Source organism: Mycoplana rhizolycopersici, from assembly GCF_013378445.1.
GTDB lineage: Bacteria > Pseudomonadota > Alphaproteobacteria > Rhizobiales > Rhizobiaceae > Mycoplana > Mycoplana rhizolycopersici.
Genome location: NZ_JABXYK010000028.1, coordinates 1 through 26,010, shown reverse-complemented (window position 1 = coordinate 26,010; position 26,010 = coordinate 1). Strand labels below are relative to the sequence as shown.

The following is a 26,010-nucleotide window of genomic DNA, read 5'->3' as shown; positions in this document are numbered from 1 at the left end:
ATGACCACACTTTCCGGCCCCTCCATCCCAAAGCGTCTCTTGTCAGGCGGATTCCGCCTGTTCTTTCCGGGCAGCGCGCTTGTCGCCGCCCTATCCATCGCGATCTGGGTCCCCTGGTTCCTCGGCTTCATGCATGTGCCAACCCTTTTGCCGCCAGTGGCCTGGCACCAGCACGAGCTTCTCTTCGGCTTCGTCCCGGCCGTGATAGCAGGGTTTCTTCTCACCGCCGTGCCGAACTGGACCGGCAGGCCCGGTTTGAAGGGCATGCCTCTTCTGGCGCTGTTTCTTCTCTGGTTCGCCGGGCGTCTGACGATCAGCCTCTCGGAACTGACGGGCATGCTCGGCGCAATGCTCGTCGCGCTCACCTTCCTGCCGGTGCTCGCCATCTTCGTCCTGAAGGAACTGGTCGCTGCCTCGAACCGACGCAATTACAAGATCGTCGCCGTTCTGGCGCTGCTGAGCGCCGCCCAGGTTCTCTTCCATGTCGAGATTGAGCGCTATGGACGCGTCGAAATCGCCGACCGTCTGGCCCTGTCCGCGATCCTCGTCCTCATCTCCCTGGTCGCAGGGCGCATCATTCCGGCATTTACCGGCAACTGGCTGAAAGCGAACAATCCGGGACGGCTGCCGCAGAATTTCGCCCGTTTCGATCTGGCCGTCATGATCCTTGGGAGCCTTTCAATGGCGATGTGGATCGCTGTCGGCGGCGGTCTTGAAAGCCTCCAGTTTCCCACGGGGCTGCTGATGCTTGTCGCCAGCCTTGCTCATCTCGTGCGACAGGCAAGATGGTGCCCCGAGCGCACGCTTGGGGAGCCCCTCGTGACGATCCTGCATGTCGGCTATCTCTTCATTCCCTTAGGCTTTTTGCTGACCGGCCTGTCGATGCTGTTGGACCACTCCGGCTTCGCCTCGGCAGGCATCCATGCCTGGACGACAGGTGGGGTCGGGGTCGTGACGTTGGCGGTGATGACCCGCGCCACGAGAGGCCATACGGTTCAGGCGCTGACGTCGCCCCCCACGACAACCTGGCTCATCTATGCACCAATCATCCTCTCGGCACTGCTGAGGATTTCGCTCGCAATTTGGCCGCAGCATACCATGCTGTTATTGCCGATCGCAGGCATCGCGTGGATCGTGGCATTCCTGGGTTACATGGTCTTTTACATGCCCTTGATCGCGCGAAAGGGATAGGAGGGGAGCCTTGGCGCCCTCACCCTCTCCACTCGGGTATCAAGGGTGCATCCGTCAACCCAAGCAGATCTACGGCACGAGCTGCAATATGGGCGACCAGATCCTCTACGTTCGCTGGATTGCGGTAGAAAGAGGGGACCGGCGGCATCACCACCGCCCCCATCTCGGTCACCGCCACCATGTTGCGCAGGTGCCCGAGGTGAAGCGGCGTTTCGCGGGCAAGGAGAACCAGCCTGCGACGCTCCTTGAGCTGCACATCGGCGGCGCGAGTGAGAAGATTGTCTGTGATCCCGGTCGAGATCGCGGCAAGAGACCGCATCGAACAGGGGGCGACGATCATACCGACCGTGCGGAACGATCCGCTGCCAATCGATGCACCGATATCGCTTTCCGAATGGAAATGAGCTGCGAGTCCGATTAGCCGCCCCAGCGCATCGTTGCCCGCCTCATGTGCGATTGTCCGGCGCGCTGCTGACGTGACGACGAGATGCAGTTCAACATCATCCATGGCCGTCAGGAGCCGGCCGACCTGAAGACCGATCGCCGCCCCCGAAGCACCGGACATGCCGAGAATGACACGCCTCATCATGGCTCACCTTCCCTTGTCTTAAGGGATCCAACTCCAAGTTCGCGCCAGATCGCATCGACGCGCGCCGAGACCTCCGACGTCATTTGCAGCACGCGGCCCCATTCCCGATCAGTTTCTGCGCCAAGCTTGTTGGTGGCATCGAGACCCAGCTTTCCACCGAGCCCAGGCTTGGGAGAGGCAAAATCGAGGTAGTCGATGGGTGTGTTATCCACCACCACCAGATCGCGGGAGGCGTCGAACCGGGTGGAAAGCGCCCAGATGACATCGCTCCAGTTTCTGACGTCAACATCGGCATCGACCACGATGATGAGCTTGGTGTAGCTAAACTGCGGCAGCATCGACCAAAGCCCGAGCATGATCCGGCGGGCTTGCCCCGGATAGCGCTTGTCGAGCGAGACGACGATCGCCCGGTAGGAACAGGCTTCTGGAGGCAGATACAGATCGACAATCTCTGGAAACTGGCGCTTTACGAGGGGAAGGAAGAGAGCATTCATTGCCTCTCCGAGCACAGAAGGTTCATCCGGGGGGCGGCCGGTGAAGGTAGAGAGGTAAACCGGATTCTGCCGCATCGTCATCGCACTCAAGTGCATGACGGGAAACGGCTCGACAGAATTATAGTAGCCCGTGTGGTCGCCATAAGGCCCCTCAAGCGCAGTCTCCGCGATAGAAACAGTCCCTTCCAGCACGATTTCCGCAGTGGCCGGAATATCTAGGGGCTGGGTGAGCGCCCGCACCACGCGGCTACGCTTTCCTCGGAGCACACCGGCGAATGAAAGCTCGCTCATGGTCTCTGGCAGCGGCATAACGGCTGCGAGGATTGTCTGAGGATCAGCGCCGATCACGACCGCCATAGGCATATGCCGCCCCACGGCCTGCCACTGCCGGAAGTGTTTTGCAGCACCACGATGGGCAAGCCAGCGCGTGATCAACCGCCTGCGGTCCAGCGCTTGCAGGCGGTAGACGCCGACATTAACATCCTTGGGATCACAAGGCGACGCGGTGACGACCAGCCCCCAGGTGATCAGCGGTGCCGGTTCGCCCGGCCAGCACCACTGGATCGGCAGGCGATTGAGATCAACGGCCTCGCCTTCGAACACGATATCCTGGCATTCGGCATGAGACACCCTACGGCATCCCAGCGCCATGGCGGAGCGAAGCACAGGCAGTTTCTTCAAGGCATCCCGGAGCGACGCCGGCGGTCTAGGTTCGCGCAATTCGGCCAGAAGGTCCGCGAGATCGCCAATCTTGCCGCCAGGGATGCCATAGCCAAGTTCGATCCGCTCGCGCGTGCCGAACAGATTGGCAAGCAGCGGTATCTCTGACACTGCACCGTCCGACCGGACCGGGCGCTCAAAGAGCAAGGCCGGGCCTCCCTCTGCCAGGACGCGCCTGTGGATTTCGGTAATCTCATGAACAAGGCTCACCGGCCGCGAGACGCGGATAAGCCGTCCTCGCTTTTCCAGTTCGGTCATGAAAGCTTGAAGACCGTCGTAGCGACGAGGCGGTGCGTTCTGTGTCATGCGGACCGCTATGACCTGTGAATTCGGTTACGTCTTTGCGCTGGAGCAATCTGGATTGTCGGCCGTTCCCATAGGTTTGCGCCGGTTCAACCATCAAAATTGGCGCAATGCAGATAACATCCATTCTGGCTCTCCCGCTGAAAGCCGTGCCGCTCATGCCGCTCGTGCCAATTGAGCTCGTTGCAGGTCGCCTTTTCAAGCTCCTGCTCCTAGCTCATGGCGATATGTTCGAGCGCCTTGGCACATACAAAAGCTGCCGCTTTTCGTTTGCTCCAACGGACCTACCCCTCGTCTTCCTCATCGAGCCTGGCGGCCCTCATCTCACTGTGTTGCGCAAAGGCGATACCTTCACAGCGGATGCGGGTGTCGAGGCCCCGCTGGTAACACTGCTGGCACTCCTTGAGGGGCGTTGTGATGCTGATGCGCTGTTCTTTTCCCGCGACCTGAAGGTGATCGGAGACATGGAGGCCATGCTTGCGATGAGAAACGCACTTGATGACTGCGATATCGACCTTCCGCGTGATCTCGCGCGGATCGGGGGACCGGCCGCCCCCGTCGTTCACAGGCTGGCCGTGGAAATCCGAAGCCGGTCGCTGAGGGAGATCCGGTGATGGAACTGATCTGTCCGGCGGGAACACCAGCCGCATTTCGTGAAGCCGTCGATGCAGGCGCTGATGCGGTCTATTGCGGCTTCCGCGACGAGACCAATGCCCGCAATTTTCCCGGCCTCAATTTCAGCCGGGACGAACTGCGCGACGCAATTGTCTATGCCCGCAAGAAAGGCTGCATGACATTTGTCGCCCTCAATACCTTCATGCGGGCTGGCAACGAAGAGATCTGGTATAGCGCGGCGGCCGACGCGGTAAGGCTCGGTGCCGATGCGCTGATCCTGGCCGATTTCGGCCTCATGGCCCATGTCAGGGAACACTATCCAGAGCAGCGCTTGCATGTTTCGGTCCAAGCGTCTGCTTCCAATCCCGAAGCGATCAACTTTCTCGTCGAAGCCTTCGACGCAAAACGGGTCGTGTTGCCGAGAACGCTGACGATCGGCGACATTGCCCGCATTGGTCGCAAGGTCAAATGCGAGATCGAGGTCTTTGTTTTCGGCGGGCTTTGCGTCATGGCCGAGGGACGCTGCTCGCTTTCATCCTACGCCACCGGCAAATCGCCCAATATGAACGGCGTCTGCTCCCCGGCGAGCCATGTGCGGTACCGACAGGACGGCTCCGACATGGTGTCAGAGCTCGGCACCTATACGATCAACCGCTTCAGCCAAGGCGAGGCCGCTGGTTATCCCACGCTTTGCAAGGGGCGTTTCGACATCGGCGATGCCCGTGGCTACGCCTTCGAAGACCCGGTGTCCCTCGACGTCATGGGCGAAATCGAAGCCTTGAAGGATGCCGGTGTCTCCGCCTTGAAAATTGAGGGACGTCAGCGCGGCAAAGCCTATGTGGCCGAGGTCGTATCGACGCTGCGCCAGGTGCTCGCAACCGCCCCCTCGGGGCGTGGCCCCTTGTTGGCCCGGCTGAGAGCGCTGAGCGAAGGGCAGAAGACCACGGTCGGCGCCTATGAGAAGCGCTGGAGATGAGCATGACCGAACTGACACTGGGCCCCGTCTACTATCTCTGGGACGGCCCGAAATGGCGAGATTTCTATTATCGGATCGCAGACGAAGCACCCGTGGATCGCATTATCCTCGGCGAGACTGTGTGCTCCAAACGGCAGCATTTCATCGAGCCATACTTGGCAGAGGTGGTGGAGCGCCTGGAACGGGCGGGAAAATCGGTGGCCTTTTCCTCGCTGGCGCTCGTCACCTTGGAGCGAGAAAGTCGGATTGTGAAAGAGCTGATCGAGACGTCGGACCACGCAATAGAGGTCAACGATCTCTCCGCAATCGGCCTGATCAATGGCCGCCGACACCTCGTCGGCCCCTTGATCAATGTCTATAACGGACCAACGGCGCGCTTAATGGCACAACGCGGGGCAGACCGCATCTGTCTTCCGCCCGAACTTCCTTTCAGCTCGATTGCCAGGATCGCCGAAGATACCTCTGATGTGGCTCTCGAAGTTATGGTGTTCGGTCGCATGCCGCTGGCCATATCGGCGCGCTGCGCCCATGCCCGTTCCAAGGGCCGGATCAAGGACAATTGTCAGTTCGTCTGTGGCGAAGAACCGGATGGTCTGCCAATCAAGACACTCGACCGCCAGTCTTTCCTGGTGCTCAATGGCGTGCAGACGATGTCGCACACGTGCCAACTCCTGCTCGGCGAACTGACCGACTTGCAGGAGGCCGGGGTCAATGCCTTCCGTCTCTCACCACAGGACTGCGACATGGCGCGCATCGCCGCCATCTTTCGGGAAATGCTGTCCGGAAGCCTGGGACCTGAGGAAGCCGCCACGTTGATCGGGCATTGTTATCCCTCAGCCAAGTTTTCCAACGGCTTTCATCATGCCCGAGAGGGGGCCGCCTGGATATCGCGCGCGAAAAACACCGCCCACGCATCCTGAAGCGTAAGGGAGAACAGCGCCCATCTTGTTTGCGAAAACGCAACGATCGGATCGGCATTCCCCGCCATAGTCGCGACCACAACGATAACGCATTGAAGCGCAAGCAAGGTGAACTCAATGGAACTCAACGCAAGCCAGACGGTCGGAAAGATCGCCACCTCCCTCCCCGGTGCAGCGGCACTTTTCCGCCGTCATGGCATCAGCTTCTGCTGCGGTGGCTCTGACAGCATCGGGGCTGCGGCCGAAGCTGCAGGCCTCTCACCGGAGACACTGGTGGACGAATTGCAGGGCCTTGTCGACGCCGCATCGACTGAAGCACCGGATGGCACAGTCGATCTGATCAATCATCTCAGGACACGCTACCACGATACCCATCGTGCAGATCTCATCTCATTGATCCCGCTTGCCGCCAAGGTCGAGCGGGTGCATCGCGATCACCCCGATGCACCGATCGGCCTAGCAAATCTCCTCGAGCGTATCCAGAGCGACCTCCACAGCCACATGCATCGCGAGGAGCTTATGCTCTTCCCGCTCATGGAACGCGGCGACCATCACATTCTGACGAGACCAATTGAACAGATGCGTCACGAACATGAGGTCGAGGTAGATCATCTGGCAGAGCTCGAGCACGTGACGGGCGGATTTCATCTGCCGGACGGTGCCTGCACTTCATGGCGTGCGCTTTACGCGGGCGCCAAGAAATTTGCCGACGATCTGATCCAGCACATGCATCTGGAAAATGAAGTCCTCTTTCCACGCTTTACCGGCGGCACCGTCTAGGGCGATGGCATCAGGGCAAACGGGATCATGATGAATTATCTGAGGTTGCTCCGAGACATGAGACGCGACAGAAGCCCTCCTCTGGTCGCTTCGAGATCACGGCGCGAATATGCCTGTGATACCATCTGCGACATGCATGAATGCGTGACTGTTGGCTGCGTAGGAATGGATACAGCCGGCTACTTCATGGAGCGAATGCTGTCGCTTGATTTCGATTATTCAGGCGACAGGCGATAAACTTCCCAGCCTTGTCGTCAGCCTCCTTGCACACACGGCATACACGCTGAGCATGCAGCCGGCGACGGTCGTCTTGTCGAGATGCGCAGCAGACCGACGCACGCTCAGGTTTATTCGTTTGAACCTTGGCTTTCGTCAAGCGGAGCTTGGGTCCGTTAGGCAAGTCTTTACCCGAACACATCAATTCTCACTAAAATTCACATCGTATCATGATGTTACGATATTCGGCATGATGCCCTAGCTCAGGATAGACTGAAAGATGCGCATCACCGACTTTTCGATCAACAGGCGCCTGTGGCTTGCGATCATGTTTCCTATGGTTGCAGCCCTCACCCTTGCGTCGATGGAGCTTCTGGACTCTTGGCGCTCATACCGGCAGATGCAGACCGTCGCTAAGGTGAGTGAGAACATCACGGCCATTGGCGAGATGATCCACGTCCTCCAGAGCGAGCGGGGGCAGAGTGCGGGATACATCGGATCAAAGGGCAGCGCAGACCGGACGCCGCTTTCAAAGGTGCGTCAATCGACCGACGCGGGTCTGGTAAGACTGCCAGAGCTCACTGACGCCATAGCCAGTTTCGAAAACAAGGAACTGAACCGCCGCTGGGCCTCGGCACAACAAGCGCTTCAAGAGCTGTCCGGCACAAGGCAATCCATCGACAAGCTGTCCTTCACCGGTAAGCAGTCCTTTGACTTCTACAGTGGCCTGATTGGTGAACTCTCGGCCCTTGTATCCGAACTCTCCCTTCAAGGTGTTGGATCGAGGATCGCGGCCGAAATGATCGGCTATAACCTGCTCATGCAGGCAAAGGAGATTGCAGGCCAGGAGCGCGCAACCGCGAACGGGTTCATCACGTCGGGCGACGTTGACCCCGAGCTTATTGCTCCCTTTGCCCGTATGGCAGGCGCTCAAAATAGCCTGATCGACAACTTCCTGGCTTTACAGCAAAAGGAACTACAATCCGCCTACACTTCACAACTCTCCATTCCTGCATTGAAGGAGATCGAAACGACGCGGTCAACCTTGATCGCGAATGGTTCAACAGCGGCCGGTGACTTGAGTGCTGATCGCTGGTTTGCAGCCGCCAGTCAGCGCATTGACGCAATGAAGGCTCTTGAAAGGGCAAGCCTCGAACGTCTCGGCAACGAGGCACGCGCCATCGCCGCAGCCGCATTCACCCGACTTGGAACGGTTCTGACCCTTTGCATCGTCGGGGCCATTCTGGTCATCGCCTTGTCGGTGTTTCTGGCAGGAACCATTAGCCGTCCGCTGAAAGCACTCGTCAGTTCGATGCGCAGATTGGCAGAGGGTTACCTCGAACCAACCGGGCAATCTGCCAACCGTAAGGACGAAGTCGGAGACATGGTCAAAGCGGTAGAAGTCTTCCGCCTTTCTGCGATCCGAAATCGCGAACTGGAGCTGGAGGGAGAGCGCGCGCGCCAACAGGCCGAACGCGACCGAGTTGAGATGCAGATCGCAGCGGAGGCAGAGGCCGAAGCCCGCATGAACAAGGCAACCGGCACACTGGCCCAGGCCTTGAGAAAGCTTGCTGCCGGCGACCTTCTTTGCGAGGTAAACGAGGCCTTTGCACCGCAATTCGAAGACCTTCGCCATGACTTCAATCGCTCGGTGGTGCAGTTACGGCACGCACTGGTCGGTGTTGGCCAATCGGTCGCGACCGTCACCGGCGGAGCAGCCGAGGTTTCTTCGGCCTCGGATGACCTGTCGAGGCGCACCGAGCAGCAGGCCGCCTCGCTCGAAGAGACGGCCGCCGCACTCGAACAGATCACAGCCAATGTCACGGCGACTTCAAAACGCTCGGATTTGGCCCGCAGCGTAACGAAGAGCGCACGCGAAAGAGCAAATCGCTCCGGTGAAGTGGTACGAAACGCCGTGGCAGCGATGGACAAGATCGAGCAGGCATCGACCCAGATCAGTCAAATTATCGGTGTGATCGACCAGATTGCCTTCCAGACAAACCTGCTCGCTCTCAATGCGGGCGTCGAGGCAGCCCGCGCCGGCGAGGCCGGCAAGGGGTTTGCCGTGGTTGCCCAGGAAGTCCGGGAGCTCGCCCAGCGTTCGGCGCAGGCAGCCCGGGAAATCTCGGGGCTGATCGGCAATTCTGAACTGGCAGTTCGCCAGGGCGTCGAACTGGTCTCGGAGACAGGCACCGGACTGGCCGAGATTGACGAGCTCGTGCAGGAAGCGGCAAGTCACGTGGACGCCATCGCGATCGCAGCGCAGGAACAGGCAGTCGGTCTTTCACAGGTCAATGTCGCGGTGAACCATCTGGATCAATCGACACAGCAGAACGCAGCAATGGTGGAAGAGATGAGCGCTGCTGGCGCTGCCTTGGCCAGCGAAAGTGCAACTCTCCAGGGTTTGCTCAACTCGTTCGTATTGACCTCATCTTCTAGCGGTCAAATCGTAGCTCAAAGAATGAGGGCATAAGTCGGAGTGGGTCGCATTTGCAGGATCTCCTCAGCTCTTGAAGGGATACGAACCGCCGGCCCGTTGGTCGAAGGACAAAGCGCTGGATATCCGAGACCATTCAACTTCCTAAGACACCTGCTCCACGGCTCTCTGTAGCAAACCAGCCCGACTTGAGATGACCTTGCGAATTGCACTCAGGATGGGGTGCCTGATCCCCTCGTCGGCCAGTTCTGCAACAAGGGCATCGGCCTCGCTCACAATCCTTTCGGCTATTTGTGCGAGATCGCGAACAAGGATGCGCTGAGATGATTTGGTTTCGGGCACAAGTGTCGTCCAATGCTTCAGCTGGATCGTGTCGGGCACATCGCGGCCGCCAATCTTCATGGCGAGCCTCTTTGACAAGCGGGGATAAACGGCCGTGCAAACAACATCGTAGATCGGTGCTAGATCCGGTTCATCGGAGCCATAAAGCAGGGCGTAGTTCTTGCCGTGGGCATCGGCGTTGCCGACGAGATAATGGAAAATCAGCATGCGGATGAATTGCAACCGATCCGCGACAGGTCTAGCGCAGGCCTGGTCGATCAGCCTGAGAGCATGTTCTGTCCCCGGTCCGCCCTCGGCCTCATACTTCAGCTCCGGCGGGACGCTAAGGGCTTGGCAGAAGTCTTCCTGGTGTAGGCGCTCAATGATGCCGTCTGCAGCTTTCGTCCGATCATAACGCTCAACCAGGAGAAAGGCAGTCGCCCCGTCTAGACGTATCTCGACATGGGGTACCGGCAGCTTGAGGCGGGCAGCCAGCCGCATACAAAAATACTCGTTCTCCACCGTGCCTTCCAACGCCTGGATGACTGGTTTCAAGATATGGGTCGTTGGTCTGCCGTCTTTTGCCAAGGCAATGGAATCTCCATCGACAATGACCGCCAGTTTATCCTGCGCGCCGGCGAGCGATAGGCGAATGCCCTCGTCTCCGCCAAGCAAAGGCCGGGTCCGCAGCCTGCTGAGAATTTCATCCAGACGTTCCGAAGTGAGAATTTCGGCGTGGGATCGGCCAGAAGGTTCGGGCGCCGTGCCTGTAGGGTAGAGTGACAAAGCACCTGCGCACTCGCCCCCGATAACTTCCAGCAGCCCGAAGGCATTGCCTACCGAGAGGCCGAGCGCACCAGCTAGGCGTTGCCGCGCGCCTTCGTCCGGCAAGAGACCGGAGAAAAACGGGCGCACCACCTGATCACCAAAGGGTTCTTCTTGCAGGGGCATCGAGAACGAGATCGCACGCGATCGTTGGTCCAGGAGATACGCGCCATCGTAGGCAAAAGTCAGCAGGCCGTCGTCAAGCCGGGCAAGCACGCCGGCCTTGGTGTCGCGAAAATAGGCATCCAATACGCGGGTCATGATCGCGGGCCTTGGCGGCGCCCGACCGAAACACTAAGGCCAAGCCCGGCCAAGACTTGCATCGCACGGCCAATCTGGCAGCTCTCTTTGCCGGCCTCGAGTTCACGCAGAAAACGGACGCCCACACCAATCACCCCAGCGAGTTGCTCCTGGGTTAACCCTTGCTGTTTGCGCTCCTGACGGATCAGCATGCCGAGGCTTTTTGTATCTTTGATCTTTTCCATAATCACCCCTATCGGGATGATTATATAATCAGATGGTGCAAAAGGAAGACAAAAGAACCGATCGGGATGATTTTCGGATTATTGGCGCCAACTGAGCGAAATACACCCGCTCGGGATGAAACTACAACGCCAGACTTACCCTAGCGCTCACTGCTTGAAGCAGTTCTCACGGTGCCATCTCAGGAACTGGGGATGTGGCCGCTCGAAGACCCTGCTAGGCACGATCGCCTTCCCAGTCTTGTTGAGGAGTCCTTGAATGCTGTCAGGATCATTCGCCTGACGCGATATCAGGATATCAAGATCGTCCGAAAGACCAATCAGACCGCGATCAAACATCCAGTGTGCGGTACCCGAAAGAGCAATTCCGTTGGAAAGAATGTCAGGCCCGCTCGCTTCCACCGGCCGGATATGTGCGGCGTCGACCTCCGCCCGGCCACCACCGTTGATGAGCTTCAATCCCGTGATGGCGCATCGTTTGTCATAGGCGTGGAGAACGAGCCGGCGAAACAGCCGATTTCGAACGAACCGCGACGAGAGTTGCATAACCCGGTCGCGCTCCTGCTCGAACATGAACGGCGCTTGAGCTTCATCTGCAAATCCATCGACCGCATGCGTCACCCCCGGCTCATCCAGCCGAGGCAGTTCAGGCTCATGCTCGTCTATGCCAATCGATACGATGCGGTTGAAATCTGCTGCGGACATCGGCCGGACCGCAGCCTGTGCCCTGCCGGAAATACGGCCCTCTTCATTCAGCACGCCCCGCTCTATGACACCGTCTGGCCCACTGAACGGAACGGGATTGATGAAGTCGAGATAGCTGCCGTGTTCGATCAGCGCCAGATACATGCCGGGCGCCTTCGGATCAGGAATTACGCTTTCAACCTTGGCGACAGCAAAATAGCCGCGGGTCGCGGCTACTTTCCTAGGCTCGTAGTAGACGATCCAGTCACCCACACACGCCTGAACACGACCGAGATACTGGCCCGGGAACTGGTATTGTTCAGCCGGGCTATCGTCGTAAATCGAATCTGACCGGTGAATGAAGACCCCGAATCCCATCTGCAACCTTTAGCATGAGGCTCTTGATGCTTCATTTGAAATCTGGGGACCTCAGCCTGGCCCCAAATGCTCGCCGCTGCGGCAACACCATTTGTTAAATGTCCACTCCTATTCCCGCCCGCCCTCGACAACGGTATCGAGAGAAACGGAATAAGAGCATGGTAACACACGATCTTTCAATTCATCACTTTCAACGAAAAATCTCGGATTTCTGCGAGGTGCGCATCGCGCCAATCGCCTCACAGCGCGTTCTGGACAGCATTCGGCCCTATCTCATAGGTCTTGTCATCCACCGCCGGCCACCACCGATCGTTAGTGGCCGTATGGATTGGACGGCCATTGGCGAGGCATGCGGGATCGAAAACCAATTGACAGCCGATTTGAAGAAGGCGCTCCGTCCGGGACTGGACGCGATTATCCGCTGGCTCGGAGAACCGCCTGCCGCCGATGACATCCAGTCAACGAAAACACGCACGAAATCGCGCAATGCCGTTCGGCGCGAGGTGGAAACTGCGACGCGTTCCAGACCGCGACAGATCCTCTCCGACAAGACCCCGGCTACCTCGTCATCAGTGCCGAGGGGACCACAACCGAAACCAATCAGCCAATTCCCTGAGCCATTGTTTGAGGCGACCGATGATCCGGCGAGCTTTAGCGATGCGCTCGTTTATCACATGCGCCGGTTCGGCGAGAGCTACTGGCAACTCTACCGCGCCGTCGTTCGCCTGGGCGAGACGTTCGATGACAAGACTCTGCTGTCGTGGGTTCAGGGCGAGCGCGTGCCGCGATCTCTGACGAGCTTCGAGATCCTGTCCCGTATCGAGCGGCGCTACCGACTGGGACAGGGCTATTTCAAAGGGAAGCTGCCGCACCAATCCCGCTCCCTATACGGCCATGATATGGGCGACATCAGTGCGGCGGAACGGCGACGATTTGCATGGCATCTTCCTGATAATTTCAGCAGCTTGCCGTTCTCCAAGCGGGAAGAAATCCTCGAATGGGTGCGCCGGGTCATCATCTCGGGCTCAACCGACTATCGTCGCTACCAAGCGGCGGCAACCAAACAGCGTTATGCAATTCGATTTCCAGGGATCACCTATGGCGGAGGCACCCTGTCTCCACGACCCCAAGTGAACCCGGACAGCACGAGCCACAATCCCGAGGCCTTTGAAGATCCTGATCTCCTGTCCGGCGTCGTCGATGCGCCGCCGCGGTTGGCTATGGAGATGGCCGATCTGATCCGCTTCAAGACATCGACGCTGACCGCAATCGGCTTCCAACGAAATGGAGTTTGGGGAGAGGAAACCGCATCCCAGAAGGTCGAGCATCTCGGCCTCATGTTCGGTGCACTCGCTGCCTCACCCGCCAGCGTCGTCAAAGGGCGCGGTGTGCCGCTCAGCCAACTAACCTTTGGCCTGTTGATCTTCCCGGGCGTCTGGGACTGGTACCTCCAATGGCGGGAGCAGCGCCGCGGCTTCTACACCAAATGGGAAGAAGACATGCTGATGGTGGCGCAAGCTCTCACGCGGGCGGAGGTGGGCTGGATCCGCCAGCATCCGGAGCTCCTGAAGAAGGTTCAGCCAATCGAAGGGCTGATCGCGCCAGAGGAGATAGAATTCGCAGCGCGCGACTGGCACGGCGCCTGCGACGCATTCCACCGGCATGCTGCCAATCGCTCGAAGGAAATCCAGCGTGTCATGCGCGTGCACCGCGATCCGTTCGAGCCGATCATGGTGGTCCTTGAAGCAGATAGCCCACTGTTGGAATACCGCAAGATCACAGATGAGATCCTGAAGCGTATGCCGGATGAAAACCGCTATCCTCGGGCAGCAGCCGAAGCGGTCCGCTCTTTCCTTTTGCTGCGCCTCGGCCTGCATCTGGGACTTCGGCAAAAGAACCTTCGCCAGCTTCGCTTGTGCCCACGCGGGCATTTCCCGACTTCGGAGCGACGGCTGGAAGACATGAAATGCGGTGAATTGCGCTGGAGCGATCGGGAAAACGGATGGGAGGTCCTCATCCCATCAATCGCCTTCAAGAACTCAGGCTCATCATTTTTCGGACAAAAGCCGTTTCGCCTGATCCTGCCGGATTTGCTCGACCTCTACAAATACCTCGAGGCCTATATCGATCGCCACCGAGGTGTGCTGCTTGGTTCGGCAAAGGATCCCGGCACCCTGTTCGTCAAGACGGTGAAGACAACCAGCCTGGACGCGGCATACGATTCCACCAAATTCTATGAAGCCTGGCGCACCGTGATCCAACGCTATGGCATCTACAACCCCTATACCGGCCGCGGCGCTATTAAGGGATTGCTGCCGCACGGACCGCATAATCTTCGGGATATTCTGGCAACGCATATCCTCAAGCAGACCGGATCGTATGAGCAGGCGAGTTATGCCATCCAAGACACACCGGATGTCGTTCAGCAGCACTACGGCCGATTCTTGCCGCAGGACAAGGCGGCGCTTGCGGCAAAGATCCTCAATCAGGTTTGGGAAGCCGCATAGCCGCTCGGATGAATGGCTGCTCCACATCGCCCATGCAGATGCAAACCAAGCCCCGCATCTGTATGGGCCCTGCCCGTCGTCTCCGCCTTGAACGGATTCGAACCCTCGACACCGTTGTTGAGCAGTTTGTTTCTTCAAGTTTCTCAATCGGGTCAGTTACTTGGTATCCGGAATGCCAGATAACCTATTTCGCCATCGCCTTTGTCAGCAATTCATTCAAGGGACTCAACGCTCCCCATTGCGCCTTCGCGTTTCGTCGCTCGACGATGGGCCAGAATCTCGACGAGAAATAGATCGCCGTTTGCACATAGGGCGACAGATTTCCATAAATTCCAACCAAGGTCCTTCGGCGTGCGGCATCGCCATACCTACCGACATAGATGGCCGCCGTCGCTCGTGTCGCCTCGTGGACGGAACCATTTCTAAGGAGCGAGAGCGCCATCTTGATCGGCGCGTCGTCCAGTGGCGCGTGTGTAATAAGGGCCGCGAGTATCCACATAATCTGCCAATCGGCCAAGGATCTATCCTCTAGGCGTTCGCACAGGAAGTCGTAGACCTCTCGGTCGGGAAGAAACTTTGAGAGATAAGACACATAAATCTGGGTCATCGAGGGGCGCTTCGCGAAGGCTTCTAAGACGTGCGCCACCGCGTAGTCCGACTCCGCTTTGGCAAACAACGGGAGGCAAAAGCGCTCTATTGTTTCCTCGTGCCCTGGATGGTCGGCAATAGCGTCGAAGAGTACCATCGTCGCTTCGAGCTCAAGATTCTGGTCGGGCCCGTCGGACTCGCTATTGCCCCCCGCGTCCTCATCTTCGTCCTCCCATTCTGACTGAAAACCGTAGTCGACGTCGAAATCCTCGTCGTCGATCTGATCTGATATCTCTCGAACCGCTTCCTCAAATAAAGCCTCGAGGTCCGGTTCCTCTGTGTTCAGAGCAGCTTTGGGCATAATGACAGACTTAGCCTCGTTGAGGACAAGGTCGTATGCGCGGAGCTCCGGAATGAGCTGCCTCATCAACCGGTCGGCTGCGTCAACGCTCGGAAGAAAAATGTACATGTCGTCGACGTACCGTGCGGACGGGATGTCGAGATCCGAAAGAAAGCGGTCAATTGGCTCCATGTAGAAATTACCGAGCAGGTCAGAGGGATAGATTCCTTGGATTATACCCCGCGAACTTCTCTCGCCCGTGTGGGCGGTCAGGATCGCCTCCAACCGGCTTAGGTACTTGGCAGGGTATCCAGCATCCGCCAGCACGTTGATCATTGTGTGTTGGTTGAGCGATCCGAAAAAATTGGCGACGTCGATCTTCAGGACGTACCGATTCTTTTTGTCTGCCGTAAGACTTGCGAGTGCCTTCTGAAGTTCGCCCCAGCAAGCCCGAGTCGGTTTGAACATATTCGGCGAACCGCGCACTTCGAGACGATGACTATAAGACCTTGTGTGATCAGTACGCGCGTCAATTACAGGCGCCGCCTTGTCGGCCAAGAGCTGGTAGAAGAGCCGATCCTTGGGCATCAGGATGCTACCCGGCCGGGAATAGGCAGGACCCGGCCTGGGAGGCGTCACCGCGACCCGCATGCGGTGGGATTTCGGGACCTCCATGGTGAGCGGAAGTCCGGGTTTGTGCTGGCCGTCACGGAGTTCCCGTTTCACGATCTCGGTGAGTTCGTCACCGGCTTTTCTGTAGATGGCTCCTAAATGGGGCGCGTAGATGAAGTCGGAGCGCAAATCGTGAATGATGCGCTGCACCGCGAGCTCCCAATCGCCCTTCGATACCCCCGCGAGATCCATACCGAACGGCTCACCGAGCTTGATGTCCCCCAAAACCCGTCTCCCCGTATGCCCAGCTCGTTTGAGAGTAATCTAGAACGCATTCGTCTGAACCGGAACTGAAAACACTGCCTCGATGCTACGCAGCGGGCTTGGAAGACTCCTTCCCGCGCGATTAGGCACTCACACCACACCCCTCTGCGCAATCGGTCGCTCGCCCCACGACCTGATTTGCCGGAGAAATGCGTACGTCGTGGAGCAGGCAAGGTGCCTCTACAGAATGCGCCTATTTGCGATCTGATTGTGACTGCTTTCAACGACCCGACGAGACTCCTCCATAAAAGTGCGCCGCCGTACCCAACCGACCCCATTGACTTTATCATTTCGGTTTCATATTTTTTCTTTGTGAAACCGATTTGGAACATGACCATGGCCGGAAGCAATGTCATCGCATTCCGAAATCCAGCTAGCCCGATCGCGCATTTCATCCGCATCGGCGAAGCTCATAAGAAGTTTGGCGAACTCTATGCCGCGGGAAGGCTGCCCATTCGACGGGTAGTCATCGAGGCATCACGCCTTCTTTTCCAAAGAGACTTCATCGCCGATCTTCGTCGCGATGGCGTGGAGATCGTGCTCGATACGCAAGTCGCCGAACTGAGCGCGAAAGCGCGCTTCGCAGGTGCTGTTCGCCACGCACCTTGGGCCGTTGCGGGCGAGTTGCTGGGTCCTCAGCATTTTGCAGCAAACGCATCGACCGATATCATAGGTCAGATTGCCCGTTTCGCCGTGGCGCACAATATTGACACAGTGCTTGCCCCAACCCATTTCCTCGCAGACCCAGACCACGCGGATTGGCTATCGATCGATCGAGCTTCCTGCCTTGCCTTGCGCGCAGCACTCGATCGTGAAGGTGGGAAGCATATTGCTATCGATTACCCGGTCATCCATTCGCATGTCGCGATCAACGACGGGTCACAGCGCAGCGAGGTGGTAGGCGCACTGAACGACCTGCCCTTCGATAATCTGTGGCTGCGTCTTTCCGGCCTCGGCCATGAAGCCAAGCCGCAGACCACGCGGCAATTCCTTTTGTCGCTGCAAGGCATTCATAATCTCGGATGCCCGATCATCATCGACCACCTTGACGGTTTGCTTGGCCAGGCCGCGTTGGCATTCGGCGCCGCTTCCGGACTTGCACACGGCATCATGGAGCGAAACCAGTTCGACGCGCGATCCTGGCATAAAGAGCCTGAACCGCGCGACGAGGAAAGCGGCTTCGGCAAGACGACCTACATTCCCATTCCCGGGCTGGCGAAATCCCTGAAACGTAACGAATTGGAATACTTGTCCAATGCTCGCGGCGGTAAACGAGCGCTTGGGTGCCAGGATGTATGCTGCTCCCATGGTGTGACGAATATGGTATCCGACACGCGCCAACACGCGGCCCGGCAGGCCTTTGCTGCCGTGGAAGTGTTTACTCCCGTGCCCGATCATAATAGGGAGCAGTTCTTCCTGGAAAAGCCGCTGCGTGAGACCGAACGCATCGCCAGGACCATCAAGGACCTCCGGCCTAACGCCAAGGACGCGGCCCGGTTCGGTATCGACGAGAAGGGAGCTGCGAGCTTGACGAAACGCCTGACGGATCACCACGGCCGCGTCGTGAAGCTTGGCGACACTTTGACACTGATGCATGAAACTCGCGGAAAAGGTGCTCCGCGTGCCAAAACGGCGTCCGGCCCACGTATTTCAGGTCATTCCGATAACATCCAGCAGATGCGATAATTGTCATGCAGGGAGCAGTACCCAGATTTCTAAACGAGATCGGCGAAGCCGGTGGCCTGAAGGGTACCGACATCGCCAATATCATGGACGTGTCGAAAGCAACCGTCTCACGTTGGCGCGCGGGCGATATCAAACCTCAGCCACGCAATGAGCTGATCCTCTCTGATTTGCACTATGTAGTGACCCGTCTGACGGACTATTATTCACCGGATGAGATCCGGACCTGGCTTTATGCCCGCCATCCGCAACTAAACGGCGAGCGGGCGATTGACCTTATCCATCAGGACCGTGCTATCGAAGTGCTGAAGGTAATTGACCGACTCGATAACGAGGTTTTCCTGTAAAGCATGGTTCACACGCGTAGAAGCCGGGACAATGCACTCATCGACGCGATCGAAGCCCTTACACCTGTTCGGTTTGAAGGCACTGTATGGCGGGTGGTCCGTAAGGGACGATCACCGGTCGATTGCGCGCGTGCTGGCGGCCGTTGGGACGACGGGACCTTCGATGTGCTCTATACCTCGCAGCAGCGCGATGGAGCGATAGCGGAGATGTACTTCCATCTCGGCCGCGGGCAGCCCGTCTTTCCGTCGAAAGTGGAATACGGGGTGCATGAGCTGGACGTGACCGTTGATCGCGCGCTTCAGCTTGTGGATCTTGATGCGTTGCGAGCTCTTGGCCTCGATACCTCCCGTTACGGGCAATTGTCCTACGACCGAGCAAGTGACGAATACCCACGGTCGCAAGATATCGCCGAAGCCGCGCATTTTCTTGAGTTCGACGGCCTCGTCGTCCCGAGCGCACGATGGAAGTGCATGAACGTAATTCTGTTCTGCGATCGCGTGCCGCCTGACTCTATGGAAATCACTGCCGACCACGGTCTTATAGACTGGCCCGTTTGGATCAAAGCCAACGCGCGTTAGGGGAGCGCCCAGCCAAGTATCACGAAAGTCGCCCGTTTTACCGACTGGTAGAGTCACAAATTCAACAGGCCAAGGTATGACATGGGGAGAACATCAGGGAGAACGTATCGATCCGGAAACTGCGCTCCCGAACCTACTCAGGATGCTATTTGATACAGATGACGCGGACACGCTGACGATGTTGTGGGCCGTCCACGCGCTGCAAAACGACCGGTCGGAAGCGGCCGCGAAGCACCTCAACTTTCCACCGCAGGCGCACACGTCGAGTATGGATTCGCCGTTCGCCGTTTTCCCTTGGGACATCGAAACGCTGATCACCCTGATGTCGAACACGCCCAAGTCGGTTTCACCACCGTGGCTGAGGCAACCGATGAATGTTCGAGAGTTCAATACTGTCGCGACCCTCATAAATTTCCTGCGCGCCGCAGATGAATATGAGGCTGGTGACAGGGTGACGGTCGAGAACGTCTTAAGGGAGATGCACCGTATCGCTCATCGGACCTTTGCGTGGCAGCGAGGGTGGGCCAATGTGCCGGAGACGTACCGCAGCCTTTTCATCTACAGCCAAGGTCTGAGCGGGCGATATTTCGAGGAGACGTATGGCCTCTCGATTGTAGATTTCTATACAGTGGCCTTCCTGTATATGTCCGTCTTCTTTCAGAAGCCGTGGACCACCGCTGTCAACGACTTGGGATTCTTCAACGACATACGAGATAAGGTACGTCCGGCAGAGCGCCTGCTCGCCGCAGATAATTTAGATGCGCGTAGGGAATCTCTCAACCTGTTGCGCCGCTACGAAAAGTCCGCGGGGAAGCGGCTCCCGATAATATATCGGCCGAGCTACCTGCGAATGCGCCCGATGCTGCAATTCACCACAGAGGGGGAACCAGTATTCATCGCTCCTCTCCCCACCCTGTTGCTGCACCGAGCTACGGTCGGCCTTTACTACGATATCATCAAGGGCGGCACGCAGGTCAGAAACGACGCCGGCGCCCGTTTCGAGGAATATTGTCGTAAGTCGATAAAAGCTCATTGCCCAGCGTTCGAGGTTTCCCCTCCGGTCAAGTACAAATTCAAGGGAAACTCTGTCGAGACCCCCGATGTGATCCTGAAGTTGGACGGTCAGGTGGTAGCCGTCATGGAGTGCAAGGCCAGCAAGCTAACATTTGAAGCACAGTACGCGGAGAATCCCATCGAAGACGCCCAGGACGGATATGTCCAGATTGCGAAGGCGATCTTCCAGATGTGGAGGTTCTTCTCGCATGTCCGGCGACAAATGGTGGACTTCGTGATTGCCGAAGACGCACCGGCCGTGGTGCTGACGCTGGACGCATGGACTCTCATGTCGAGCGACTTGCGCAACGCGGTGATTGCGGAAGCGCGCCGGATGGTTGCCGAGAAGGAGCCGGAAATCATCGAAGAGGACCAACGCCCCCCCGTGTTCTGCCCTCTACACGAGCTGGACCATCTCCTCCTCGTTTCATCGGAGCAAGACCTGCTGGATGGGATGAAAGCAGCTATTCGACCTGAATACGACGGATGGGCATTGCTGAACGTCAGGGAGACGGTTGCTGATAGGTTGCCGCGACAGAAGCGCTATGCGTTTGACCCCGCCGAGTTCATTGGTTGGTGGGGAGAGTTATCTAAGCGAGACCGTTAAGACACGTCAGGTCGCCTGCTCTCCGGAAGCAGTTTCCGCCTCCGCTACAGGCGCCTTCTTAGGCACCCGCCACGTTGCGGACTTCACGACAGCGCAATATGTATCGAAGGCCTCTTCACTCTCGAACGACCGTTCTACAGCCTTGAACTCAGCGATCCGCTCGGGCGTCACTTCTGAACGGCCGTTTTCCAGTTCACAGTTGAAAATGTCGATCTTGTCAGCCGGCGGACGGGTCTTGTCATCCTTCAACACGAAATTGGCCTCCCCCATTGCGGTTTTCAGGCCTTCAAAGGCCGCTTCCAAGGTTTCGAGAGAATTGCTGGAGAGGCAAACGTCGTCCATGTAGACGGATGCCGTGATGGCCTCGCCAAGCGATCTGAGATATTCTCCCACCGCCGATCTTGAAAGAACAAGCGTGGCCAAAATGGGGGACTGTACGAAGCCATATGGCAGCACATAGCCACCGCCGGGGTAAGGATTTTTCACGGTAGACCATCGAGCAAACCGCTCGGCATCTTGAATTTTGGTTTCCTTGAGGACGCGCTTAACTCGGTTACGACTGATGCTGTAGAAGAAGCGCTCGATGTCGACGCGGCAGAAATACTGGTTCTTCCGGTGATCGTGCAGAGCACGGATATGGGTGCCTTCTGACAGATGGTAGATGAAAGGGTCGAGTGTGACCGCCGCCTCAACGAGGTCTTTCACCTTGTACCCGATTTCACGGCCCTTCTTATTGGGCGCAAAAACCGGCTTGCCATTTTTCTTGTACTGATAGGCGAAGTTTTCGAGTGCGAGGACCATAGTTGACGACCTTGTCGAGAATTTCGATCAGGAACATGGCCAGCTTATAAGCCAGCAGCATGCCCTTCACTACTTTCTCAACAAGGTCACGGTTTTCGGACTTTTTGTTCATCCTCATTCCTCCTTGCTACATACCTCCGGCAACCAGCAACCCTTGCAAGGGTCGTCAACTGAGAGGAACCTAAGTGCCTCGAAACTACTCCAGGGACCATCAGGAAACCATCAGGGTGGAACAGCGGGTGGGATGTGGTTATCGCCGAGAAGTAATGAGCGGTATATAACTTCTCCCGCATAGGTTAGCAAGCGGCAAGATCTACGTTTAACAGGTTGCGGCGCGGTAATATTCCGTCGGCTTATCGCTGTTGAAAAAGTTCATCGATCTGGACAGGTTCAATCGCGTGCCGTCCATCACCCAACATTCAAACGTTAGTCGAAGGCATGCAGCCTTATGCCCTCAACGTCCATAGTCAGTGAAGTTATCGTTCCAGAAATGATTGACATTACAAAACCCCCCACGCCCGAAACCTCCCCCTCCCCGTCATCTCCCTCAAGCCCAGCTCCTGCACGATCCGCCGCGCGCCTTGCGGCGTCACCTCAAGCGTCTTTGCCACCATGCCGGCCGAGATCAGCGGCCGCGCCATGACAAGCTCGACGAGCTCCGGCAGCCTGGACGACGTCCGCCGCCCCTCCAGTTTGCGCATCATCATCTGCCGCGCCAGCACCAGGCGATCATGTTCTTTGAGCCCGGTCTCGGCAGAGATAGTCAGCGCCCTTGCCATCGCCAGCAACCGCGTCTCCCGATCACGATGCCGGCGCCGATCGACGGGAATGGCTTTGAGCCCAAGATTGATTGGCACGAGATGGGTGCCGGTGGTGACGCCACCTTCGCGCAGGATCGAGGCGGCCAGCAGCCGACCGAGCCAGGGCGCATGCTGGAGCACGGCAATCTCATTCCAGGCGTCGAGCGCCACGATCGCCTGGCCCACCGGTGGCAGATCCTGGGCGCGCGCCAACACGGCCTGCCACTCCTCAAGCCGCTCGTCCTCACCCCAGTCGAGGTCGTAGACAAACGGATCCTTGTCCGGAACGTTTTTGGCGCGACCCGGTGTTTTCGCCGCTTCGATCGCGGCCTCGGAGCGGACAAGCACCGCATCGATCGCGGCAAACGCATCACCCAGCTCATCAATGTCGGGATCTTCCGTCTCCCCTACCCCAACCTGAGCATCATTCACCTCAACCTCCCCGTACGGCACGCCCTCCCCGTCTCCTCCCGATGATGCCGTGGGCCACGCCCGCCCGCGCAGCGAAGCGAGGCCTTGAGCAGAGAGCGCCCAGGCGGGTGGATGGGCGGCGATGCGGCGACGGGTTTTCAGGATGTCGCGGGCGATGGTGAGTTCGTGGGTGGGTGCGCGGATGTCGCGAAGCGCGTCATGCAGGACGAGGTCCTCGAGATGAACGAGTTCACCGTCGACCCACAGCGAGGCATGCGCGTCGAGGAAATGCGAGCGCTCGAGAAAGCCCTCACCGACGGGCGAGCGGGCAATGCGCTCATCGAGACGGGCAAGTGCGACGGCGGCGTCGGAAATCGGTCGCAGCAGGCTCTGGATGGGCAATTTCGTGAGATCGTAAGACATTGAATTTATGGTAAATTATTCGTTAAGCGAAATCTATCTCTACATTTGAGTTCGCCACCCTATAGAATGATCCAGGCCACACCTGACCCCCGATAAGTAACCCGTATCGATAGTAATACGTACAGGCGCCTTGTACGCTCCTGCAAGCACTGGTATGGTGCCCCTAAGCCAAAACGAACGGAGGCGTCGATGCCCCAGACCAGCTACAAGATCAGCGAAGCCCGCAAGCATTTCGCCGAGGTGCTCGAGCGCGCCAGCCAAGGCGAGGAGATCACGATCATGCGCGGCAACCAGGTCTATGCCCGCATCGGCCCGGCGGACGGCGGCAAGCGCCCGTTCGGCCTGCTGCGCCAGCGCGGCCTGCCGGATGACCTGTTCGACGATATCGACGCCGAACAGGCCGCCATCGATGCCGGCGACTGGAATGACGATGTCGGCATCTCCCAGCGCAAGCCCGAAAACGGCGGCCAGCCAACATGAAGGTGCTGCTCGACAGCCACGCGGTGTACTGGTGGACGATCGGCAGCGATCGTCTTTCTTTGACGGCACGATCGATGATCGAGGACAAGGCCAACACGATTCTGGTCAGCGCCGTCTCCTTCTACGAGCTCGACAACAAGATGCGGCTGAAAAAGCTCGATCTCAGACCACAGGAGTTGCGGGCCGCCGTTGCCGACAGCGGCCTGCAGACGCTTGCCATCACCGATCTTCATACCGAACTGGCGGCAAGCTTCGACTGGGATCACCGCGACCCCTGGGACCGCCTCCTCGCGGCCCAGACGCGGCTGGAACACTGCACGTTTGTCTCCGTCGACGGCGCCTTCGACGCGGTGCTGCACGAACGGGTCTGGTAGCAGCCAATGAAGATCTTCGTTGATGTTGGAGAAGCGGCTCAACGGTTGGAAGAACTGCTCGCGCGTCTTTCGGACTTCAAAAGGTTAACAAGGCGTGAAGAGCAGAGCGCATTTCAGCTCAACGCGTTCCGCCGGCCGCTTTGCGACACGCCCAGCGCGAGGCTTCCATGGTCGCGATGGAGCTTCTCGCGGCGCGGCATCATTTGGTTGAACTAATCAATTCTAATCACTATGATTAAGTTTGAATTAATGGGGATATGTTCGTGGAAACAAAAGTCCTAACTGCTCACGTGCCCCGGCCGCTGGCGGATAAGGTCGACGAGATTGCGACGCGACTGGAACGCTCACGCGGCTGGGTCGTCAAGCAGGCTCTGTCGGCGTGGGTCGATCAGGAAGAGGAACGGCGACGCCTGACATTGGAGGCTCTCGCCGATGTCGATAATGGGCACGTTGTTGATCACCAGGCCGTTGAAGCCTGGGCCAGCAGCCTCGATCGCGACAAGCCTCTTCAACCGCCGCTTTGATGGAGCTCAAGTGGACGACCAAGGCCGTTTCGGATCTCGGCCGCCTCTATGATTTTCTCGCGCCGGTCAATCGCCGATCCGCAGCACGCATCGTCCAGTCCTTGACAGCGGCGCCCAAGCGGCTGATCGAGCAGCCGCGACTGGGCGAACGGTTGGAGGAGTTCGAGCCGCGGGAAGTTCGGCGCATTCTGATAGGTCATTACGAGATCCGCTACGAGATCCAACAGTCGACGATCTATGTCTTGCGGCTTTGGCATACGCGCGAGGACCGCTAAGTAAGGCCGAGTGGCTAGGAGGGGTTATGGCGGCGAAGGAGGATACTGCGACGGTGAAGGATACCGTGCTCAAACGCGCTGAGGAACTCGATGCACTCGACGCCATCCTGCCGTTCGACCGTCGCGACCAACTGGCAGCACTTCTGACCGATGATGATGTCGCGACGCTGAAGCATCTGGCGAAGGAGGGCATGGGCGCGAACACGCTGCGGGCGCTCGCCTCCGACCTCGCCTATCTCGAGGCCTGGTGTGCGCTTTCCACCGGCACTCCCCTCCCCTGGCCCGCCCCCGAGGCACTGCTTCTCAAGTTTGTCGCCCATCATCTGTGGGATCCGGCCCGGCGCGAAGACGACCTATCGCACGGCATGCCGGCGGAGGTCGAGGTCGGGTTGCGAAGCCAGAGACTGCTGCGCGTCGACGGCCCGCATGCGCCGGCAACCGTGCGGCGGCGGCTGACCTCCTGGTCGATCCTGACGCGCTGGCGCGGGCTCACCGGCGCCTTTTCCGCCCCGTCGCTGAAGAGCGCCCTTCGGCTGGCCGTGCGCGCCACCGGCCGACCACGCCAGCGCAGGAGCATGGGCGCGGTCACCGCCGATGTTCTCGCCCAACTGCTGTCCACCTGTGCCGGCGACCGCCTTGTCGATATCCGCGACCACGCCATCCTTCTGACCGCCTTCGCCTCCGGCGGCCGCCGCCGCTCGGAGATCGCCAACCTGCGCGTCGAAGACCTGGTCGAGGAAGAGCCGGTGCATGCCACGCCCGACGATCCTGCCTCCCCTCCCCTGCCCTGCCTGGCGATCCGCCTCGGCCGCACCAAGACGACCGGTCCGGACGATGACGCGCGGTCGCTGATGATCGGCCGGCCGGTCGAAGCGCTGAAGCGCTGGTTGCAGGAGGGCCGGATAGACAGCGGCCCGGTGTTCCGTCGCATCGACCAATGGGGCAATGTCGACCGCCGTGCGCTGAGCCCGCAGTCGATCAACCTGATCCTGAAAACGCGTTGCGCCAAGGCCGGGCTCGATCCGGGAAAGTTCTCCGCCCATGGCCTGCGCTCAGGCTACCTGACCGAAGCCGCCAATCGCGGCATTCCCCTGCCGGAAGCGATGCAGCAGTCGCAGCACAGGTCGCTGACCCAGGCGGCCGCCTATTACAACAATCCCGACCGCAAGCGCGGCAGGGCGGCGCGATTGATTGTCTGATTGAAATCGGTTGAAGGGCCTGCTAGCGCGGACGCAATACCAGAGCGCGCTGGCTGCCACTATGCCGACAGCATCTGAATGCCTTTCTGAAAATGCGAGGAAAACAACCATGGAAACAACGACCATCGGCTCGCGGGCCGACTTTGCCCAAT

At 58.6% G+C, this 26,010-nt stretch carries 26 protein-coding genes; 17 read left to right on the top strand and 9 right to left on the bottom strand.

The features are described from left to right. The gene (locus HV823_RS25260) at positions 1 to 1,191 is read left to right on the top strand and encodes an NnrS family protein (protein WP_176952442.1); all 1,191 of its coding nucleotides are present in this window, start codon (positions 1 to 3) and stop codon (positions 1,189 to 1,191) included. Positions 1,192 to 1,210: 19 nt separating this feature from the next. Here HV823_RS25260 and HV823_RS25255 read toward each other — a convergent pair whose 3' ends face one another. Both HV823_RS25255 and HV823_RS25250 read right to left on the bottom strand, forming a co-directional pair. Beyond that, on the bottom strand, positions 1,211 to 1,780 hold the full coding sequence (locus tag HV823_RS25255; protein WP_176952441.1) for a UbiX family flavin prenyltransferase: 570 nt from the start codon (positions 1,778 to 1,780) through the stop codon (positions 1,211 to 1,213). Next, positions 1,777 to 3,300 carry a UbiD family decarboxylase gene (locus HV823_RS25250; RefSeq protein ID WP_176952440.1) on the bottom strand — a complete coding sequence of 508 codons (1,524 nt, stop codon included), beginning with the start codon at positions 3,298 to 3,300 and terminating at the stop codon, positions 1,777 to 1,779. Before HV823_RS25250 ends, HV823_RS25255 begins: the two co-directional genes overlap by 4 nt. 107 nt (positions 3,301 to 3,407) lie before the next feature. Here HV823_RS25250 and ubiT point away from each other — a divergent pair, with 107 nt between their 5' ends. From ubiT to HV823_RS25225, 5 genes are all read left to right on the top strand, one after another. Beyond that, a complete protein-coding gene (gene ubiT, locus HV823_RS25245) occupies positions 3,408 to 3,911 on the top strand; it encodes a ubiquinone anaerobic biosynthesis accessory factor UbiT (RefSeq protein WP_176952439.1) in 504 nt (167 codons plus the stop codon). Then, positions 3,911 to 4,888 carry a ubiquinone anaerobic biosynthesis protein UbiU gene (gene ubiU, locus HV823_RS25240; RefSeq protein WP_176952438.1) on the top strand — a complete coding sequence of 326 codons (978 nt, stop codon included), beginning with the start codon at positions 3,911 to 3,913 and terminating at the stop codon, positions 4,886 to 4,888. Before ubiT ends, ubiU begins: the two co-directional genes overlap by 1 nt. Then, on the top strand, positions 4,885 to 5,808 hold the full coding sequence (ubiV, locus tag HV823_RS25235; protein ID WP_176952437.1) for a ubiquinone anaerobic biosynthesis protein UbiV: 924 nt from the start codon (positions 4,885 to 4,887) through the stop codon (positions 5,806 to 5,808). The genes ubiU and ubiV overlap by 4 nt, the downstream gene beginning before the upstream one ends. Positions 5,809 to 5,925: 117 nt before the next feature. Next, positions 5,926 to 6,588: an iron-sulfur cluster repair di-iron protein gene (ric, locus tag HV823_RS25230; protein WP_176952436.1), complete on the top strand. Its 663-nt coding sequence runs from the start codon at positions 5,926 to 5,928 to the stop codon at positions 6,586 to 6,588. Between the two features lie 496 nt (positions 6,589 to 7,084). Next, complete coding sequence (locus HV823_RS25225; RefSeq protein WP_246301974.1) at positions 7,085 to 9,277, top strand: methyl-accepting chemotaxis protein; 2,193 nt, start codon at positions 7,085 to 7,087, stop codon at positions 9,275 to 9,277. Positions 9,278 to 9,385: 108 nt separating this feature from the next. Here the strand turns inward: HV823_RS25225 and HV823_RS25220 are convergent, their stop codons facing one another. From HV823_RS25220 to HV823_RS25210, 3 genes are all read right to left on the bottom strand, one after another. Then, the gene (locus tag HV823_RS25220) at positions 9,386 to 10,648 is read right to left on the bottom strand and encodes a type II toxin-antitoxin system HipA family toxin (RefSeq protein ID WP_176952435.1); all 1,263 of its coding nucleotides are present in this window, start codon (positions 10,646 to 10,648) and stop codon (positions 9,386 to 9,388) included. Continuing rightward, entirely contained in the window at positions 10,645 to 10,872 is a 228-nt protein-coding gene (locus HV823_RS25215) for a helix-turn-helix domain-containing protein (protein ID WP_176952434.1), read from the bottom strand. Before HV823_RS25215 ends, HV823_RS25220 begins: the two co-directional genes overlap by 4 nt. 147 nt (positions 10,873 to 11,019) lie before the next feature. Further along, positions 11,020 to 11,931 carry an HNH endonuclease gene (locus tag HV823_RS25210; protein ID WP_176952433.1) on the bottom strand — a complete coding sequence of 304 codons (912 nt, stop codon included), beginning with the start codon at positions 11,929 to 11,931 and terminating at the stop codon, positions 11,020 to 11,022. A gap of 158 nt (positions 11,932 to 12,089) precedes the next feature. Here HV823_RS25210 and HV823_RS25205 point away from each other — a divergent pair, with 158 nt between their 5' ends. Then, positions 12,090 to 14,438: a hypothetical protein gene (locus HV823_RS25205; protein WP_176952432.1), complete on the top strand. Its 2,349-nt coding sequence runs from the start codon at positions 12,090 to 12,092 to the stop codon at positions 14,436 to 14,438. Between the two features lie 184 nt (positions 14,439 to 14,622). Here HV823_RS25205 and HV823_RS25200 read toward each other — a convergent pair whose 3' ends face one another. Further along, positions 14,623 to 16,263, bottom strand: a complete 1,641-nt coding sequence (locus HV823_RS25200) for an RNA-directed DNA polymerase (RefSeq protein ID WP_176952431.1) — start codon at positions 16,261 to 16,263, stop codon at positions 14,623 to 14,625. 369 nt (positions 16,264 to 16,632) lie between these two features. Here HV823_RS25200 and HV823_RS25195 point away from each other — a divergent pair, with 369 nt between their 5' ends. The 4 genes from HV823_RS25195 to HV823_RS25180 all read left to right on the top strand — a co-directional run bounded on the left by HV823_RS25195 (position 16,633) and on the right by HV823_RS25180 (position 20,571). After that, a complete protein-coding gene (locus HV823_RS25195) occupies positions 16,633 to 17,988 on the top strand; it encodes a hypothetical protein (RefSeq protein WP_176952430.1) in 1,356 nt (451 codons plus the stop codon). Between the two features lie 5 nt (positions 17,989 to 17,993). Continuing rightward, complete coding sequence (locus tag HV823_RS25190) at positions 17,994 to 18,332, top strand: antitoxin Xre/MbcA/ParS toxin-binding domain-containing protein (protein WP_176952429.1); 339 nt, start codon at positions 17,994 to 17,996, stop codon at positions 18,330 to 18,332. A 3-nt stretch (positions 18,333 to 18,335) separates the two neighbouring features. Beyond that, entirely contained in the window at positions 18,336 to 18,911 is a 576-nt protein-coding gene (locus HV823_RS25185) for an RES family NAD+ phosphorylase (protein ID WP_176952428.1), read from the top strand. A gap of 76 nt (positions 18,912 to 18,987) precedes the next feature. After that, on the top strand, positions 18,988 to 20,571 hold the full coding sequence (locus tag HV823_RS25180) for a hypothetical protein (protein WP_176952427.1): 1,584 nt from the start codon (positions 18,988 to 18,990) through the stop codon (positions 20,569 to 20,571). A 6-nt stretch (positions 20,572 to 20,577) separates the two neighbouring features. Here HV823_RS25180 and HV823_RS25175 read toward each other — a convergent pair whose 3' ends face one another. The 3 genes from HV823_RS25175 to HV823_RS25165 form a co-directional block, all read right to left on the bottom strand. Continuing rightward, positions 20,578 to 21,372 carry a reverse transcriptase domain-containing protein gene (locus HV823_RS25175; RefSeq protein ID WP_176952426.1) on the bottom strand — a complete coding sequence of 265 codons (795 nt, stop codon included), beginning with the start codon at positions 21,370 to 21,372 and terminating at the stop codon, positions 20,578 to 20,580. Continuing rightward, complete coding sequence (locus tag HV823_RS25170) at positions 21,302 to 21,484, bottom strand: hypothetical protein (protein WP_176952425.1); 183 nt, start codon at positions 21,482 to 21,484, stop codon at positions 21,302 to 21,304. The genes HV823_RS25175 and HV823_RS25170 overlap by 71 nt, the downstream gene beginning before the upstream one ends. A 388-nt stretch (positions 21,485 to 21,872) precedes the next feature. Next, positions 21,873 to 23,006: an RHE_PE00001 family protein gene (locus HV823_RS25165; RefSeq protein ID WP_210270933.1), complete on the bottom strand. Its 1,134-nt coding sequence runs from the start codon at positions 23,004 to 23,006 to the stop codon at positions 21,873 to 21,875. 189 nt (positions 23,007 to 23,195) lie between these two features. On the opposite strand from HV823_RS25165, the gene HV823_RS25160 reads away from it, so the two are divergent. From HV823_RS25160 to HV823_RS25135, 6 genes are read left to right on the top strand one after another with little or no spacing between them, the layout of a single operon-like run. Further along, the gene (locus tag HV823_RS25160; protein ID WP_176952424.1) at positions 23,196 to 23,486 is read left to right on the top strand and encodes a type II toxin-antitoxin system Phd/YefM family antitoxin; all 291 of its coding nucleotides are present in this window, start codon (positions 23,196 to 23,198) and stop codon (positions 23,484 to 23,486) included. Next, positions 23,483 to 23,860 carry a type II toxin-antitoxin system VapC family toxin gene (locus HV823_RS25155; protein WP_176952423.1) on the top strand — a complete coding sequence of 126 codons (378 nt, stop codon included), beginning with the start codon at positions 23,483 to 23,485 and terminating at the stop codon, positions 23,858 to 23,860. The genes HV823_RS25160 and HV823_RS25155 overlap by 4 nt, the downstream gene beginning before the upstream one ends. A gap of 6 nt (positions 23,861 to 23,866) precedes the next feature. After that, entirely contained in the window at positions 23,867 to 24,076 is a 210-nt protein-coding gene (locus tag HV823_RS25150; RefSeq protein WP_176952422.1) for a hypothetical protein, read from the top strand. Between the two features lie 47 nt (positions 24,077 to 24,123). After that, positions 24,124 to 24,384, top strand: coding sequence for a ribbon-helix-helix protein, CopG family (locus HV823_RS25145; protein WP_176952421.1), 261 nt, complete (start codon positions 24,124 to 24,126; stop codon positions 24,382 to 24,384). Further along, positions 24,384 to 24,659: a type II toxin-antitoxin system RelE/ParE family toxin gene (locus tag HV823_RS25140; RefSeq protein WP_176952420.1), complete on the top strand. Its 276-nt coding sequence runs from the start codon at positions 24,384 to 24,386 to the stop codon at positions 24,657 to 24,659. Before HV823_RS25145 ends, HV823_RS25140 begins: the two co-directional genes overlap by 1 nt. A gap of 26 nt (positions 24,660 to 24,685) precedes the next feature. Continuing rightward, complete coding sequence (locus HV823_RS25135) at positions 24,686 to 25,858, top strand: site-specific integrase (protein ID WP_176952419.1); 1,173 nt, start codon at positions 24,686 to 24,688, stop codon at positions 25,856 to 25,858. Positions 25,859 to 26,010 lie beyond the last annotated feature (152 nt).

Excerpts from the sequence above, each read along its gene's own strand:
- HV823_RS25260 (WP_176952442.1), top strand. The coding sequence starts at position 1 with ATGACCACACTTTCCGGCCCCTCCATCCCAAAGCGTCTCTTGTCAGGC.
- HV823_RS25255 (WP_176952441.1), bottom strand. The coding sequence starts at position 1,780 with ATGATGAGGCGTGTCATTCTCGGCATGTCCGGTGCTTCGGGGGCGGCG.
- HV823_RS25250 (WP_176952440.1), bottom strand. The coding sequence starts at position 3,300 with ATGACACAGAACGCACCGCCTCGTCGCTACGACGGTCTTCAAGCTTTC.
- ubiT (WP_176952439.1), top strand. The coding sequence starts at position 3,408 with ATGCAGATAACATCCATTCTGGCTCTCCCGCTGAAAGCCGTGCCGCTC.
- ubiU (WP_176952438.1), top strand. The coding sequence starts at position 3,911 with ATGGAACTGATCTGTCCGGCGGGAACACCAGCCGCATTTCGTGAAGCC.
- ubiV (WP_176952437.1), top strand. The coding sequence starts at position 4,885 with ATGAGCATGACCGAACTGACACTGGGCCCCGTCTACTATCTCTGGGAC.
- ric (WP_176952436.1), top strand. The coding sequence starts at position 5,926 with ATGGAACTCAACGCAAGCCAGACGGTCGGAAAGATCGCCACCTCCCTC.
- HV823_RS25225 (WP_246301974.1), top strand. The coding sequence starts at position 7,085 with ATGCGCATCACCGACTTTTCGATCAACAGGCGCCTGTGGCTTGCGATC.
- HV823_RS25220 (WP_176952435.1), bottom strand. The coding sequence starts at position 10,648 with ATGACCCGCGTATTGGATGCCTATTTTCGCGACACCAAGGCCGGCGTG.
- HV823_RS25215 (WP_176952434.1), bottom strand. The coding sequence starts at position 10,872 with ATGGAAAAGATCAAAGATACAAAAAGCCTCGGCATGCTGATCCGTCAG.
- HV823_RS25210 (WP_176952433.1), bottom strand. The coding sequence starts at position 11,931 with ATGGGATTCGGGGTCTTCATTCACCGGTCAGATTCGATTTACGACGAT.
- HV823_RS25205 (WP_176952432.1), top strand. The coding sequence starts at position 12,090 with ATGGTAACACACGATCTTTCAATTCATCACTTTCAACGAAAAATCTCG.
- HV823_RS25195 (WP_176952430.1), top strand. The coding sequence starts at position 16,633 with ATGACCATGGCCGGAAGCAATGTCATCGCATTCCGAAATCCAGCTAGC.
- HV823_RS25190 (WP_176952429.1), top strand. The coding sequence starts at position 17,994 with ATGCAGGGAGCAGTACCCAGATTTCTAAACGAGATCGGCGAAGCCGGT.
- HV823_RS25185 (WP_176952428.1), top strand. The coding sequence starts at position 18,336 with ATGGTTCACACGCGTAGAAGCCGGGACAATGCACTCATCGACGCGATC.
- HV823_RS25180 (WP_176952427.1), top strand. The coding sequence starts at position 18,988 with ATGACATGGGGAGAACATCAGGGAGAACGTATCGATCCGGAAACTGCG.
- HV823_RS25175 (WP_176952426.1), bottom strand. The coding sequence starts at position 21,372 with ATGGTCCTCGCACTCGAAAACTTCGCCTATCAGTACAAGAAAAATGGC.
- HV823_RS25170 (WP_176952425.1), bottom strand. The coding sequence starts at position 21,484 with ATGAACAAAAAGTCCGAAAACCGTGACCTTGTTGAGAAAGTAGTGAAG.
- HV823_RS25165 (WP_210270933.1), bottom strand. The coding sequence starts at position 23,006 with ATGTCTTACGATCTCACGAAATTGCCCATCCAGAGCCTGCTGCGACCG.
- HV823_RS25160 (WP_176952424.1), top strand. The coding sequence starts at position 23,196 with ATGCCCCAGACCAGCTACAAGATCAGCGAAGCCCGCAAGCATTTCGCC.
- HV823_RS25155 (WP_176952423.1), top strand. The coding sequence starts at position 23,483 with ATGAAGGTGCTGCTCGACAGCCACGCGGTGTACTGGTGGACGATCGGC.
- HV823_RS25150 (WP_176952422.1), top strand. The coding sequence starts at position 23,867 with ATGAAGATCTTCGTTGATGTTGGAGAAGCGGCTCAACGGTTGGAAGAA.
- HV823_RS25140 (WP_176952420.1), top strand. The coding sequence starts at position 24,384 with ATGGAGCTCAAGTGGACGACCAAGGCCGTTTCGGATCTCGGCCGCCTC.
- HV823_RS25135 (WP_176952419.1), top strand. The coding sequence starts at position 24,686 with ATGGCGGCGAAGGAGGATACTGCGACGGTGAAGGATACCGTGCTCAAA.